Annotated in this window: 11 protein-coding genes; all 11 read right to left on the bottom strand. The window is 56.2% G+C overall.

From position 1 onward, the window contains the following. Nucleotides 1-9 precede the first annotated feature (9 nt). The gene (locus ACYQ3L_RS02680) at nucleotides 10-627 is read right to left on the bottom strand and encodes a hypothetical protein (protein WP_459952305.1); all 618 of its coding nucleotides are present in this window, start codon (nucleotides 625-627) and stop codon (nucleotides 10-12) included. 338 nt (nucleotides 628-965) lie between these two features. After that, the gene (locus tag ACYQ3L_RS02675) at nucleotides 966-2,726 is read right to left on the bottom strand and encodes a hypothetical protein (protein ID WP_459952304.1); all 1,761 of its coding nucleotides are present in this window, start codon (nucleotides 2,724-2,726) and stop codon (nucleotides 966-968) included. Beyond that, a complete protein-coding gene (locus ACYQ3L_RS02670) occupies nucleotides 2,723-3,658 on the bottom strand; it encodes a FimB/Mfa2 family fimbrial subunit (RefSeq protein ID WP_459952303.1) in 936 nt (311 codons plus the stop codon). Before ACYQ3L_RS02670 ends, ACYQ3L_RS02675 begins: the two co-directional genes overlap by 4 nt. Nucleotides 3,659-3,693: 35 nt before the next feature. Continuing rightward, the gene (locus ACYQ3L_RS02665) at nucleotides 3,694-5,190 is read right to left on the bottom strand and encodes an Mfa1 family fimbria major subunit (RefSeq protein WP_459952302.1); all 1,497 of its coding nucleotides are present in this window, start codon (nucleotides 5,188-5,190) and stop codon (nucleotides 3,694-3,696) included. Between the two features lie 44 nt (nucleotides 5,191-5,234). Beyond that, nucleotides 5,235-6,512 (bottom strand): DUF3575 domain-containing protein, encoded by a 1,278-nt coding sequence (locus tag ACYQ3L_RS02660; protein WP_459952301.1) that lies wholly within the window; start codon nucleotides 6,510-6,512, stop codon nucleotides 5,235-5,237. Nucleotides 6,513-6,606: 94 nt separating this feature from the next. Continuing rightward, nucleotides 6,607-7,434, bottom strand: coding sequence for a bactofilin family protein (locus ACYQ3L_RS02655; RefSeq protein ID WP_379999595.1), 828 nt, complete (start codon nucleotides 7,432-7,434; stop codon nucleotides 6,607-6,609). 84 nt (nucleotides 7,435-7,518) lie between these two features. Continuing rightward, nucleotides 7,519-8,520, bottom strand: coding sequence for a DUF5106 domain-containing protein (locus ACYQ3L_RS02650; RefSeq protein WP_459952300.1), 1,002 nt, complete (start codon nucleotides 8,518-8,520; stop codon nucleotides 7,519-7,521). 147 nt (nucleotides 8,521-8,667) lie between these two features. Beyond that, nucleotides 8,668-11,013, bottom strand: a complete 2,346-nt coding sequence (locus ACYQ3L_RS02645; RefSeq protein WP_459952299.1) for an OmpA family protein — start codon at nucleotides 11,011-11,013, stop codon at nucleotides 8,668-8,670. Between the two features lie 27 nt (nucleotides 11,014-11,040). Then, nucleotides 11,041-12,291, bottom strand: a complete 1,251-nt coding sequence (locus ACYQ3L_RS02640; RefSeq protein ID WP_459952298.1) for a clostripain-related cysteine peptidase — start codon at nucleotides 12,289-12,291, stop codon at nucleotides 11,041-11,043. A gap of 186 nt (nucleotides 12,292-12,477) precedes the next feature. After that, on the bottom strand, nucleotides 12,478-12,957 hold the full coding sequence (locus tag ACYQ3L_RS02635; RefSeq protein WP_459952297.1) for a hypothetical protein: 480 nt from the start codon (nucleotides 12,955-12,957) through the stop codon (nucleotides 12,478-12,480). A gap of 337 nt (nucleotides 12,958-13,294) precedes the next feature. Then, nucleotides 13,295-13,792 carry a hypothetical protein gene (locus tag ACYQ3L_RS02630; protein ID WP_379998681.1) on the bottom strand — a complete coding sequence of 166 codons (498 nt, stop codon included), beginning with the start codon at nucleotides 13,790-13,792 and terminating at the stop codon, nucleotides 13,295-13,297. Nucleotides 13,793-14,103: the final 311 nt, after the last annotated feature.

Genomic DNA, 14,103 nt, shown 5'->3' with positions numbered 1-14,103 from the left:
TGTCCTTATTTACCGTTCCGTCATCTTATATGTTAAGACACTCCGGCTTCCATCCGTACCCCGGGCACGTAATTCCAGTGTAGCCGGCAGCCCGGAGGGTAATACCCGGACCGATATGTCATACAGGTATCCGCGTACCGGCAGCGGAAAATTCGGGCCTGCGACATATTCCCCGGCGGTTCCGTCTATCGAGGTCAGTATCCGCAGACGCGGGGGCTGTGCGGATTCATAGACATAGGTGATGCCCTGGTAGGTTCCTGCCGTCACAGGGTCCAAGGCTGCCTGCGGATAAGCGATCAGCTCCGGAGTACCGAATGTTAAAGGGTTGCCCGGTGCGTAGAGCGTACAGGGCGCGGTATTTTCCACAATAAAGGCATTATCGGCACCGGCTTGCGTATTCTCCAGGGTGATGCGCAGCTTGGCGCAGGCCCGTGTCAGGGTGATACCGGCCGGGCTGGCGGCGGATGTACCGCCCAGGTTGATATTTGCCGCCTGCCCGTACATGGGCAGCCCGGAGCTGAGCATCACAGCGGTGGTCAGCGGCCCCTGCGGGGTGGCCAGCGCCTTTATATCATTTACAGAAAGTATCGCGTTCAAAGAGGCTATATCATTGCAGTTGGCCACCACATAGATATCCCGGAACGCAACCGTAGCGGGATCCAGCGGCAGGCTGACCAGCGTGCAGTCAGCGCCGGAAGGCGTGAATCCCGTATGGATAAAGCGGTTTAACACGGTGTTACCCCCGGGGGCCGCCAGGAAGACGCTCAGGTCTTTTACCGCGTATTCCGCAGGCAGGTCGTCCGGGTCGCCCGCCGCCTTCAGGCCCGGCGCAGGCCTCAGTACAAGGGAGGCCTCCCGGGGAGTTTCCTGAAAGGGCTCCCCGTCGTTGTGGCAGGCGGTCAGCAGGAAAAGCGCCAGGGTGAATGCCATGTATATGTTACCGGTTTTCATTGTTCTTGGTTTTGTTATTCTACATTTCTGACACAGCGCGAGACAGTCGAAGAAAAGCTATAGCGCTCGAAGCGCTGGTAGAGCACCTTATCATAATTGGCCGGATCGGCGTAATCCAGGTAACCGCTATACCAGTAGCCTTTGACCTGGTGCACCACTTCCATCGGGTACCAGTCTTCGATGCCCTGGAACGGCGGCGCCGGATAAGGCCATCCGCCCGGAAACTGCCGGCGTGTAACGACAATGTCGCCGGGGGTGAAAAAGTCATCGATGATCCCCAGCTTTTCGCTTCCGAAGCTATCTCCTCCCTGCGTAGCGGTCAACAGGTATTTGGACATGTCCGTCCCGGTTAATTTTCCCAGCAGGTCCTGTGCCTGCCTGCGCAAAGGCACGGAATAAAAGGGCAGGCCGGAATTAATGCCGAGCCAGGTATTGGATTGCCATATCCTGTAAGTCTGGTCGAACAGCGCAAGGAACGACATCATCTCGCAGGAATTGATCAGCCGCCAGCCGGGGCCGTATTTTTTCTCACAGTAATACGCAGGCTGCCCCCTGATGATATTCGGTCCCCGTACATTCGGGTCCCACCAGTTGACCTGGTCGCCGTAAGCGCCCATTAATCCCTGTTGCAGGAATTCATTGGCCGAGCGTATCTCTATCTTCCCGCAGGAGGTAGGCACGATCACACTCGAATCGGTCGGTATCACCGGCGGGATGGCGATGCCCTGCCCGTCCTGGAAGATATACACGTAATCGTCTTTCTTCCACGGCTCCACACAGGTCTTTAAGGTGATGCTTCCCCCGGGGCTGATATAGGCGTTTATCCGGTAGTGGTAATTGCGTATGACACAGCTGTCCGACAGGGAAGGCACGGTACGCCGCTGGGCGGCCAGCCCGGCCCTGGCCTTGTCCGTGAGGATGGGAAAGGCCCGGTTGTTGATATGCAGCCCGGTGAAGCCGGCATTCCCGCTTTTGTTCAGCAGCTCGGGGATATAGAAAGGCCCCACAGCCCCGATCGAGTCCCCGGTATAATCCAGGCCTGCCAGGTCCCCGGCAGGGGAAGTCCCCGCCTGCCCGCTGTAATACGTGTCTGCCGCGGGAACCGAAAAAGCCAGCGCCACGTTTTGCAGTTGTACCGAGGAGATCCTGCTGGCAGCCGGCAGGTCGCTGCCCGGCTCTTTCTTATAGAATACGACCTCCACTTTGGCTAAAGACCGTACCAGCTCTACTTCAGGTGTCGGTAAGGCCAGGGGTTCGGGGGAAGCTTCGCTACCGCCCTGCAATACGCTGACCGCTTTGTAATATGCCGACATCAGGAACCGTCCCGGGGCGGAAGAATTGTCCGGCTTAAAACCCGGATCATAGGTCAACCGGCTGAAACGCGGATCACGCTGCAACTGCGACACACTGGTCACCGAGGCCAGCGCCTGGCTGAAGCCTGCATAGGCCGATTCGTTGGCAAAGAAATAAAAATCGTAGGTTCCCGGCCTGAACTTTATCCCGCGGCTCCGGCTTGCGAAACCGGCGGGAAAATCCGGCAGGCCATTGTAAACGGTATTGCCGCCTGCATCGAAAACCATCATCCGTACTTCGCTCACCCGGTCTTCCCCGCCCGCGTCTTCATTGATGCTCCCCGAAGAGGCTTTTACCGACAGGTAGATATAAGACTGGCCCGCATCGGGGTTCTGCGGGTCTTCTTCACGGCAGCCCGTTAGCAGCAGTAGCCATACGCAAAGCCGGATATATAGGAGCGTCCTGGATTCCATCGTTTTCATAAGTCGGTCGTATAGCTGTGTACCAGCCAGTTATTCACCCAAATTTCCGTAATCATATAGGTCCCGCACCGGCACTGGTCTTTGGCCGTGAAACGGATCGTGAAATCATGGTCGCAGGCCAGGTTCACTTCCGGGTTTTTCAGCAGCAGCGTTCCCAGCAGGTCGCCGCGGTACAGTTCGCTGTTATCCGCCCTGTTGCGTATGACCAGCGAAGTGTTGCAGCCTGTGGCCAGTTTCAGTATGGTCAGCCGTGCTTCCAGCAGGCTGCCGGTAAAGGCCGCCTGTGAACCGTAGGTTATCAGGTCATCGGGGGCTATGCTGCCGTCGGTATGCATCGCCCCGTTGGCCGATTCGATGACGATCTCATAATCACCGGTTGGAGGAAAGCCTTCGGCCTGTATGGTCAGCCGGTTGGTGATTTCCTGCATATTGATTGCTACGGATTCAAAGACAGACCCGTATTCAGCCGGGTCGGGCAGGAAGACCACGGGGCTTTCCCCGTAATAGATGCGTTTGCCCTCCAGACTGGCGGCCAGCCCGCCGGAACGCTTGAGGCGGAACAGCAGGCCGCTTTTTTCATCCGCCGGGCTGCGTTCGAATGCATCCGCGTCGAGCCCGGCCCAGGCCGTCACGCTGTACAGCCCGTTTTCCGCCTCCAGCCTCCCTGTATAGTGTTCTGTCAGGACGCTATCGCCCCTCTGGCGGTCTGATACCGGCTTGCCCTGGCGGTCGAAGACGCGTAAATCCAGAGAGGATAAGCGCGGATATACCGTATCGGTATGGCACGGGGTTTTGCTGTACAGCCGGACATCGATCCCCTGCGGGCAGTCGTCCGTACGCTCATAAACACAACCGCTTATACCGGACAGGATAAAGGCGCCCAGCAGGAGGTATCTTCGTTTCCTCCTGCCTGCCGACCCTTGCTTTGCCATCGTTTTGCGCATGCCTTTGCTGTTTGTATGGTTAATTACAGGTCTACGTCATAGGTATGTATCGTCCACATCAGCACCCTGATATCGACGGACATATAGGTGTCGGTCGAACTGAGCGGCTCGTCCGGGTCGACCGGGTTTTCCGGTTCCGGGCCGGTCGGTTTCGGATCCGGGTTATACGGGACATCCGGTCCGGACGGGATCAGCGGGTTCCAGTTCACACCGATGCGTTTGAACGAATTGATATTGACATGGTAGATATTATTCCTTATCACAGGCGAGTTGACCGGACGGGTGATGTTATCCGGGTTCAGCCAGATGTAATACAGCACTTTTCCGCCCGTATAGGTGGAAACAGGCTGGTTCTGTATGCCGGTCGTGTAATCCTGCGCTTTTTGGATGCTGGAATAAATCCGGCCGTCGGAGCCGCCAACATAGAAGGTGCCGCCTGTCAGTGCGCCTCCATCCCTGATCTGGGACGGGTCGGGCGTAAAGGTAGCCCGCACCAGTATATAGGCCGTATTGCCTTTCCGGTACTGGCTGCTCGATTCGTCGGTGCCGCGCTGATGGGTATTCTCCAGCAGGAACTTGCCCGGGAAGGTGATATGGCTGCCGTCCGCCGGCTTTACAGGTACGGTATCCGTCAGGTTCTGCAGGTCGGTGTAATCGTAGTAATTTGCCGCGGTGGACGTATAATCGACTCCCACCCCGGGCATATAATCAGATCCCCATGTCCTGGTGCTGCCGTCGGCATTGGCCTGCGGGAACAGGTAGACCGCTTTGGCCCCCTGGGCAACCGAATAGGTGATATTGGATACCGTACCGAGTTTGATCCCGTCCGTATTTATGACATCCGCTGACGCCGATGTGGTAATAATCGCACGCGATGGGATGCGGGTAACGTCCAGGGCGATCATATTTTTGCCGCTGGCGGTGACCTCCTCCGCGCTGATGCCGTCCTGTATGGTAAAGGTATTACTTTTTCCGCTCAGGGTCAGCAGGTCGGCATAGATGGTCAGCCCTTCGGGGGTGGTCACACTGGTGCTCCGGTCTATCCGCGCCAGGGAAGACAGCGGCAGGCCGGATGACAGTGTATAGAGGTAATCGTCACCCGGGATTGCCGTCAGCAGGGGCCCGGGACTGTTCAGGATAACAACCAGACGCTTATCGCCGGGAATCGTCTTAAAAGGTGTGGTAAGCTTTATCGCGTCACTCCCGTCGGCATTGCCTCCGAACAGGAAATCACTTTGCCCGAAACGCCGCGCATCCAGCAGCGTGGCCCCGTCGGAAGAGATCAGGTACAGGTCCAGCGTGGCGAGCTCCGTTACTCCGGAATACTGCCCTACGGCATTGTAGTCCGGGTCATCGGCCGCCTTGGTCGACCGGCTCTGCGGCAGCGACAACGACAGACCCATATAGGTCGTACCGCGGGGGACGGTTTCTTCTTTTCCGGTTCCTTCATCCGAACTGCAGGCCGTGAATCCTGTCAGCAGGAACAGCGCTGTTAAAAAACTCCATAGTTTCCGTTTCATAATTTTAAGGGTTAATTGTTCGTATATATATTATTTATCTCTGTTTATCTCTTTGCTGTATCCCCTGCCGCCGCAGGCACCGTATAGCTGATCCGGTACTCACACACGCGCAGGGACGGGTAAACCTCCCGCAGCAGGTAAGCGTAGGGCTTGCCACCGTTATAGGCTTTCAGCCGGGTTTTACGGGCGGATATGTCCGTAAGGTCGAGTATCTGCAGGAGACCGGCTTTCTCTTCTCCGGTCAGGGCTCCGCTGTCTGTTACCGCGGTGCGCAGCCCTTCCCAGTTCTCTCCTTTCGAGCGCACGCTGAAGCAGCCGGCATCGAAGCCATAGGCCGCAACCATATAGTCACGCAGGGCTGCCGCGCGTTGTTCGGACAAGCTTATGTTATGGTTTAACGCTCCCTCGGGGGAGGCATAGGCCTCCAGGGTGATGCTTTCTATCCTGGAGCCCGGTATGTCCAGGACGGTCCCGACCGAACGCGCTATTTTGGCCAGCTCCTGCCGGTTATCCCCGTATTCCGGATAGACCACATAGCGGTCGAGGGGAAACAGGATGCAGGCGCTGCCGATTTCATGCCGGTACTCGATTTCGGGGCAGGGAACGGTTACGGTATCGTACTGTATGACAGGAGGGTTTATTATTGGGGGTACAGCCGGAACAGGGTATGTCTCAGGCGTACCGTGCCGCCTGGTTGTACTGCCCAGGGTGTAGGAAACCGACAGGCCGGCCCTGGTCGGGCCCCGGTAATGCTTCTGACCGGATTCCAGTTTCTGTCCGCAGGTGCGGCAACCATCCGGGCCTGTTCCCCCGGCGGTGTATTTTGTATAGTCCACGTACGCGTATCCGGCGCCGAGGGTAGCCTCCAGCGCCCAACGCCGGGAGAGGTTCCAACGGTACCCGACAGAGAGGCCTGCCCCGGCAAGCCAGCCCTGGTAACGGTATTCGTCTATAATCTTTGCGGTATTGAACAGGGCCCCATGAATATGCAGGCCGGCAAAGAAACCCCGGAACGACTCTTTCGTCCAGTAGCGTAATTCAGGCTGGAACAGTAGCAGCTTCAACTTTTTACCGCCTGTAAAAGTCCAGGGATTGTAGGTCAGGGGAAGATCCAGGGTCAGTTTCCTGTCCAGGCGGAACTCGCCGGCGAGGTTCAGGCTGCCGGTAGCGTCGTACAGCAGGTTCGTCTTAAGGACAGCCGACGGTACACGGACGGTATCCGGTATGTCCTGGGCCTGTACGGTACCGGCGGCCGGGATGCAAAGCAGGATAGGCAGCACCGCCGCGAATATTTTGTCCTTATAATTTCTTTTGTTCTGCATATATCCGTTATTTGTTTACCAGTGCATTTTCTTTTTCTTTACGCGGGCAGTCCGGCAGTGAAACGGGAGGGTTCCGTATACTCAATTTATACGTTCAGGTCAATAAATTTTGATCCCTGTAAACCGCCGGGGAGCATTCCAGCCCGCTGCCCATCCGGCACTGGCCCTCGAAGCGGGCGCCGGGTTCGATCTCCACAGATCCCGCTATCAGGTCGCCCTTCAGCATACAGCCTTTGCGCAGGCTGGCGATCCCGCCGGCCGTGACAGTACCCAGCACGCAGCCATGGATATCCACTGTCGCGGCGATGATATTGCCGTCTACATTCCCCCCGGGGCCCACCGTAACAGCCTTCTCACTGTAAATGCTGCCTTCCACACGCCCGTCGATGTGCAGGTCTTCACTCAGGTGCAGGTCGCCGCTGAGAACAGCCCCCGACGACAGCAGGCTCGGGTCGCCGGCTACCGGCTGCTCCCGTTTTTTTTTCTTTCCGTACAGTTCCATCGCTTTATTCCATTTTTGTGTTTCTTCATCCTGGCCGGGTGAACCGCTACGCAGGCCGCGCAACAACTCCAGATATTGGCTGTCCTTATCCAGGGGGTTCAGGCCATGCAGCAGCAGGTCATATCCCCCGCACACGATACCTGTCTCCAGCGATATCTCATTCGCGCCGACACCGGACAACTTCAACCCCGCTTTACGCAAGACCTCCACATCGCTCACTACGCAGGCAAGGTAATCGGCATAGCCCTCCTCGCTGACGCGGAAAGCCGTCTCCATATTACACAGGCTCAGCACGATGCAGGCCGAACGCTCGAAGCACATCAAAACACCGCCCAGGCGGTACAGGTAAACCATGCCTGTGTTTCCGGCTTCCCGGGCTAGTATCGCTTCCAGGCCGGGTACGGACGATTCGTCCGCCATATCCTTTTTTAATCGTAGTGCATACATCGTCGTCCTTCTTTTAGTGTGTGTAATGAACCGGAGGCCGGAGCCTGAACCCGGCTGTTACCGGCTCCGGGGCGGTAGCTGCGGCGCCAGGTACTGCTCGACGGCCTGCGCCGAGGCATCCTTGAGCAGTACATGCTTAAAGGCATCCAGCAGGTAGAGGGCCGGCAGGGCTTTCAGGTCGTATAGCTTCTTGCCGAACAGGGCCTGCCCCTTGTCATAGCTAATAATCCACGAGGGAGGCATCTGTCCGGTATGTTTCTTCCATAGGGCCAGGTCGGAATCGGGATAGACGGCCAGGATATCCAGCCGCCCGGATAGCAGCAGGCTGTTGATGACCTCAGACGAGGCCAGCGAAGCGGTCGTCTCCTTACAGGCCGGGCAATCCGGATTGTAGAAAAACAGGAGCGTGTACTCTTTAGGCAGGCCGTACAGCCTGCCCGTTTGCCCACCCGCAAGGGTATAGGTGATATCCGTTGCCTTGTCGCCGACACGGTTCTTGAGCAGCATCTCCAGCTCGAAGGCCGCCCGCTGCCTGTCCGCTTCCGTGCTAAGGCTGTCAGCCAGGATATAACGGATAACCGGTATATAGGAGTCCTCATTGCGCACCGGGGAATTCGGGTCATACAGGTAATTTTTGTACAGTTTCAGGAAATGGCGGTACACCGTGCCGGTAGTATCCTCTTTGACCGTCCTGTCCAGCATGGCCGGGACCGATGCCTCCACCGCCGCCCGGTCCGCATGGGAAAAGACGTCCAGGTAATCGGCAAAGGCCTGTTCGGTGATCGCCGGCAAATGCACATACGCCGTATCGCTGAAATCAAAGTTATCCCAGTAATGGGCAATGAGGTAACCGGCACGCTCCGCAGGGCGGCTAAGCTCCACGGGTATAACAGGCGGGACGAACCGCCGGACGGCCTCCGGAGCCTCCGGAGCTTCCTGCCTGCCTGCGGAGGGCTTTTCACCTCCCCCGCAGGTCAGCAGGCAGAAAATCATAATCCCCAGTGTTGAAACGGGATAAATAATGTAAATAAGAATCTGCGTAAATTTATACTTGTTCATTCGTTTTTATAGTTTTCAATTTATATATAAGCCAGCGCTACCTGTTAGCACTGTTAGATGCGTACATAATCAAAAAAATCAGCAGCAGGATGCCTATAGCAACCAGTAACTCCCGCAGGAAGGCTCGCCTGGCTGTCCTTTTCCTTTTCATATGCTACCGGCCCGGCCCGTACCGCTTTCCGGGGCGGGCCCTTCCGGCAACACATCCGCATCTGCGGCGCCCAGGCGTCTGATCTGCGCATCCAGCCCGTATGCACGGACCAGTTCCGCGGTTTCACTATCCAGGCCGATCCTGTAAGCCTTACGCGGGTCGAGTTCCACCGCACGGACCAGGTGCCCGGCGGCATCGTCCCCCTTACCCATCCTGTACGACACGATGGCCAGCAGGTATTCGCTCCCGGCCGTGACCGGAAGCTGCACCAGTATATCGTAAGCCCGGCCGTTATAACCCAGGCAGGCCAGGCACAGGGCTGTATTATAGTCGGGGTAATCCTTGAGTATCTCCAGCGCCTGCCAGTATTCGCGCTGCTGCAAGAGGCGAAGCCCCTGCCCGTAGCCTTCCCGGACTTCATACTGCATCGAATCGGCGGAAACCATATGCGGGCGGCTCATATGGAAGGTGATGTCCATCCGCCGCAGTTTCGGGTAAACGGAGTCGTGGATGACCTTGTAATCCTGCCTGAACCTGGTTTTTATCTCCCGTTCCGTTTCATCGGGGTAGACGGCCCGGCCCAGCAGGCCCAGGATGGAATCCTTATGGGCGATACCGTCCCTTTGCCGCAGCTCTTTTACCAGGCCTTTCCAGTCTTCACCCACAGGGGAGGTCCTGATAAGGTCCCCCCGGAAGAAGGAAGGGTAAGCCGATACAAGGTAATCCTTCAGGGCTTCCGCGCGTTGTGCCGACAGCTCATGGTTCTTATCGTAGTCGCCCTCCAGGGAGACGGATGACTGTATCTCCAGGCTGTCCAGCTGCAAACCCATTTCTCCAGTAAGCTTATTGTACGTGCTTATCAGCGTATCCGCCTGACGGCGGTTATCTGCGTAACGGATATCGAAGCTGCCCTTAGCGGCCGCGAACTCCGGGTAGATGCTCAGCATGTTATACATATTACGGTACAGCTTCGTTGCGGTTACCATCAGCGAGGTATCTGCCAGCTGGGCCAGTGAGGAGATCATATAGGTAAGCGTATCGGAAGCGGCCAGGCTATAGGCGGAACGGTCTGTGGCTTCCACACGGCCGTCCATGACCACACGCAGGCGTCCCAGGCCGGGCGTTACGGGATAGTCCTGGCTATAATGATACCGCAGGCCGGCACCCGCAGCGACAAGGCTGTCCAGGCGCGCCCCACCCTGCCGGGGGAAGGGGATCATGCCATCTTCGGTGTCCCCCAGGCGGCGCAGCTTGCTTTCGTTTTCGGCGATAGCTTCATAAAAATAACTGTGCCGGGCGATCCGCACGGAATCGGCTTCGGTTGTGACATGGTTGGGTATATTTTCCAGCCTTGTACCGTTCAGGTAGAAATCCCTGTATTTACGCGGGAGGTTCTTTTCATTAAACTCCCCGCGCGGTTTATATATCGGCAACAGGTTCGCCCGTTTTTCAAATTTCCGGATATAGCGCGCCATTATGCCGGTGGTATCGCTGCCTGCGGCCAGGCTGCGCAGTACCTCTTCTTCCCCCCGCAGCATGTAATCATGGTAAAGCGCGTTGCGCCGGCCTTTGCGAAGGGCATTATCCCTGTTGTAGCGCGCTTCCAGCTGCCTGCGCAGCTTCTCGTATTTATCGGCTTCCTTCCATTGCGAATAGTACATATCCCAGTAATACTCCTGTAGCCTGCGGATCTGCAGGCTGATCTTTTTCCGGTCCGGGAATATGCTGTCATAGGCTGAAGGATGGATAATCGAATTCTTATAGGCGTCATACTCCTTATAATCCTGCGCCTGCTTTTGCGCGAATACTTTTCCGTTCAGTACGAGCTTTTCCAGCGGTACGACCGAGTCGTTATGGAGGATCCGGGGAAAAAGGGTCACACGCCAGTTGTCGTCCAGCAGTTCTCCGGGGACATCCACGATAAAATCGACGCGGACACGACCCTCGCGTTCGGGCGCAAATTTTTGCTTTAGCCGGGCCGTAACAACCACTTCATTCAGGTATTGCATCTGTTTCAGGCTGGTGGCCTGCTTCCTGAGGGAATCCTCCCGGCGGAGCGCCAGCGAGGTGTTGTCCGCATGCCGGTAGCTGACCCTTTCCTGCAGGGTGGCCTGTAAACCGGCCGCATCGCCGGGCAACCCGACATTGGCACGTTTGGACTGCATGAACAACGGCCGGACCACCGGCGCGCCGCCGCTCCTGCAGGAGAGGAAAATAAAGAGGGTTGCCGCAAACATGACCGGGACGTATATACGTGTTTTACGCAAAGCCCTCCCGCCGGTCATACCAAACAGTTTCGTTTTAACGAATAAAATAAGTTTATTGCCTGTTAATTTTATCATAGTCTTTTTCAAAATAAAAAACGATACTCACTGCCGCCTTACCGGGAACAATGCAGGTGCCTGGCGGCTCTCCGGCCTTCCTGCCGCAACGCCGGCAGGGGCGCCGCCCGCCCTGCTCCAGGCCAGTGTTTCATACGCCCGGTTCAGCAGCGGGAACCTGTCCTGCGGGATGTAAGTGGTCAGCCCCGAATGATGCGCTATAACGAAGCCGTTATAACCGGGCATAAAATCCGCGGTGGAGGCCTTCCAGACCACCGCTTTGCCCACCAGGCGGTGCAGCTCCTGCCGTTGTTGATCATCAGCCAGTAAACCCCCGTAGTAATCCCCGAAATCGAAGAACAGCCTGTAAGACGGATACCGGTCGAAATGCTGTATGCCGCTGATGTCAACAGCCGCGCCCGGGGTGGCGTTCTCCCGTATAAAGCCGGCCAGCGCATCCAGCTCCGATGTCTTTATCACCGAGAGGGTCGCCGACCGCATAAAGCCGCTTTGCCCGTCGAAGTAGCCGAAGGCTTTGCCGGCAAAAGCCCGCAGGCCGGGTTCCCCTTCAAACAGGTCGTTTACCGCCTGCGGATAGACATCCGTAAAGCCCGGGGAGACGATCTCCGCGCCCGAGGCCAGGATATAGGCGGTCTTGTCCTTCAGCTGGTAAGCCACCTCGATACCGGCCATAAAGCAGGCCTCGAAGACGATATAGTCGAAGGCGCCATCGGGGATGGCCGACGCGAAATCCGCCAGCGCCATCTGGTCGCTCCCGTCGCTGAGTACGGACTTGGTCCCGGACTTCGGATCGGACAGGGCGCCACCCGGCAGCCAGCCCGTAGCATGGGAGAAGACCAGCAGCCCGTAGCCAGGGGACGGGTACAGTTGCTTCACCTCCGAAAGAACCGAAGCGAATACCTCAGCATCGGCCGAATTGTCCTCTCCATATTGCCGGATCACCTTGGTGTAGGGGTTGCCCTTGTCGCAGCGGCACAGTTCGAGCAGCTGCGGCGCCGCATCGGCCGCGTCGTGAAAGACCAGCAGCCTGCCCCCCTGACGGGCATCCCAGCCCCGGCCCAGCGCTTCGAGCTTCGCGTAGCTTTCACCCGACAGGTTGTTGTCGCCGCCCAGGTAGACCAGCAGCACATGCTGCGTAGCCTCGGGTTCCTCCCCGTCTCCGGTGCAGCGGCAAAAAAATACCGTGCAAAGCAGCAAGGCAGGCAGGCAGCGTAAAAGTATCTTCCACAGGCCTGAACTATCTTTATCCGTTTGTTCTTTTCTTTCTGTCATTTCCATATCTTTCTATCTATCCTCCTTTGCCTTCCGTTTATTTAAAACTGCGCGAATTATCACAACTCACGCAGATCTGAGTGTTTACATAATAACTACATAATGCCCGGTAAACCTGGTGCCACATAAACACTCTCTTAGTTAGCTTGCTGTATGTTTCATGTTTTTACGTTTCATCTTTCCTGTTTCCATTCAGTTGCCCCGGTCAGCCTCACCGGCGTCATACATCTGCCGGGTCAGCCGCGAAAGGGTGCTACAGTAATTAAACCAGGTCTGCCAGGCCTGCGTACAGAACCTTGCCAGGCCGGCATCGCCATACTGTAAGCCCGCCGGGGGCAGGCTGTAGTCCACCGCATAGGCGATACAGCCCGTGACGGAATCCACGTAGAAGCCGCCCCAGTCCAGCTGGCGGTTGATGGCCGACAGGCAGGCCCGCACCAGACGGGTATCTTCTCCCGCCGCGCTCATGGTGCTGATAAGGCAGCTCTCAAGGGTGGCCCCGCTGCAACTGAACAGGTTGCATACACAGCCGTTTTCATCCTCGTGGAAGAGGTAAACCAGGCCGCTGCCGGGATCGTACTGCCCTTCCATACTGTGGTCGCCCAGTATCCGCAGCAGTATGCCGGCATATATATCCATCGTGTCCTTTATTCTATGTTTGTTAATTATCATCGTATGTCTTTTTTAATCGTATTCCTTTTAAACAAACCACGCATATTATCACAACAGGCGTGGTTCCACAAACTTTACAAAACTACACAATCAGGCTACTTCACGGCCTGACGTCTTTTCTAACTTATACGGACCTTATGGGTCCGGAACTTTTTACCTGACAATTCATGGAGACTAATAAAAAGGGACCCTGACTGTCATCCCGACATGCAGGATCCCCACCTTAACACAAACTTTACAAAACTTTACAAAAACTACTTCCCAGCCTTTATTCCGGCTACGAAATTATGACCTTGACGCCCGCCGGCGGCCAAGGGTCCTTTTACATATATATTATTCAAATGTCATTGTTTCTTTTATTTTTATACTCATAGCTCTTTACATTGTTTATAACGGCCGGGTAAATGCAGGCTCCCGGTGAAAGTCTGTCGTCGGCCAATCCGGCGACCTGGCTGTCGGCATTGGCGACCACCACCAGCCGGCTGTAATCGCCCGCAGGGAGGGACAGGGTCACCTTGATATTGACATTATCGCTGCCGCTGACCGTGATATCCGATGGTTGGGCCTCGATCTTCTGTTGAAGCTGTTCGGTGCCGCTGACAACTTTGTAGGCCAGCACGGTAAGCTCTTCCACGTTGTTTTCCTGACCCGCGGTCATGCCGTAGGTCGAGGGCGTGCGTACACCGGGTATGCGCACCTCGAGGGTCACATTCCTGGCACCGGTATGTGCGGGATCAGGGATTTCATTGCCGGAATCCTCCGATGTGCAGCCGGAAACGGCGGCCAGTATAGGCAGCAACAAAAGCAGCGGTATTATGTTATTCCAATGTTTCATCTTCGTCGTGCTGAAGGGTAAATAGCCACCGGGTCATCCTTTATCAATTCTTCCCGGATTCTTGTTTTTTATTTTTATATGTCTAGTCCGGCCATTTTATCCTGCTTATTTTTGTTGTTTGCCATCGCTATACATTTGTTTGGTTTCCTGAACCGTTGCATTTTCTTATAAGCATTATTTTTTCTCATCCTGCTCTCTTTTACTTTTACCTTTTATCTTAGTACAGTCGTTCACGCTTCCGCTGTATCCGCTTCCTGATCGTCCCGGCAAATCGTTTCCTGTTCATCCTGCTTCCGGGTGACGGAACATCC

The organism is Dysgonomonas termitidis (assembly GCF_054657735.1).
Note: the sequence above shows the minus strand (reverse complement) of the source record. Positions and strands in the feature narration are given on the sequence as shown.

What these genes read in the sequence shown, in the direction of transcription:
- ACYQ3L_RS02675 (WP_459952304.1), bottom strand. Translation starts at nt 2,726, where the DNA reads ATGAAAACGATGGAATCCAGGACGCTCCTATATATCCGGCTTTGCGTA.
- ACYQ3L_RS02670 (WP_459952303.1), bottom strand. Translation starts at nt 3,658, where the DNA reads ATGGCAAAGCAAGGGTCGGCAGGCAGGAGGAAACGAAGATACCTCCTG.
- ACYQ3L_RS02665 (WP_459952302.1), bottom strand. Translation starts at nt 5,190, where the DNA reads ATGAAACGGAAACTATGGAGTTTTTTAACAGCGCTGTTCCTGCTGACA.
- ACYQ3L_RS02660 (WP_459952301.1), bottom strand. Translation starts at nt 6,512, where the DNA reads ATGCAGAACAAAAGAAATTATAAGGACAAAATATTCGCGGCGGTGCTG.
- ACYQ3L_RS02655 (WP_379999595.1), bottom strand. Translation starts at nt 7,434, where the DNA reads ATGGCGGACGAATCGTCCGTACCCGGCCTGGAAGCGATACTAGCCCGG.
- ACYQ3L_RS02650 (WP_459952300.1), bottom strand. Translation starts at nt 8,520, where the DNA reads ATGAACAAGTATAAATTTACGCAGATTCTTATTTACATTATTTATCCC.
- ACYQ3L_RS02645 (WP_459952299.1), bottom strand. Translation starts at nt 11,013, where the DNA reads ATGATAAAATTAACAGGCAATAAACTTATTTTATTCGTTAAAACGAAA.
- ACYQ3L_RS02640 (WP_459952298.1), bottom strand. Translation starts at nt 12,291, where the DNA reads ATGGAAATGACAGAAAGAAAAGAACAAACGGATAAAGATAGTTCAGGC.
- ACYQ3L_RS02635 (WP_459952297.1), bottom strand. Translation starts at nt 12,957, where the DNA reads ATGATAATTAACAAACATAGAATAAAGGACACGATGGATATATATGCC.
- ACYQ3L_RS02630 (WP_379998681.1), bottom strand. Translation starts at nt 13,792, where the DNA reads ATGAAACATTGGAATAACATAATACCGCTGCTTTTGTTGCTGCCTATA.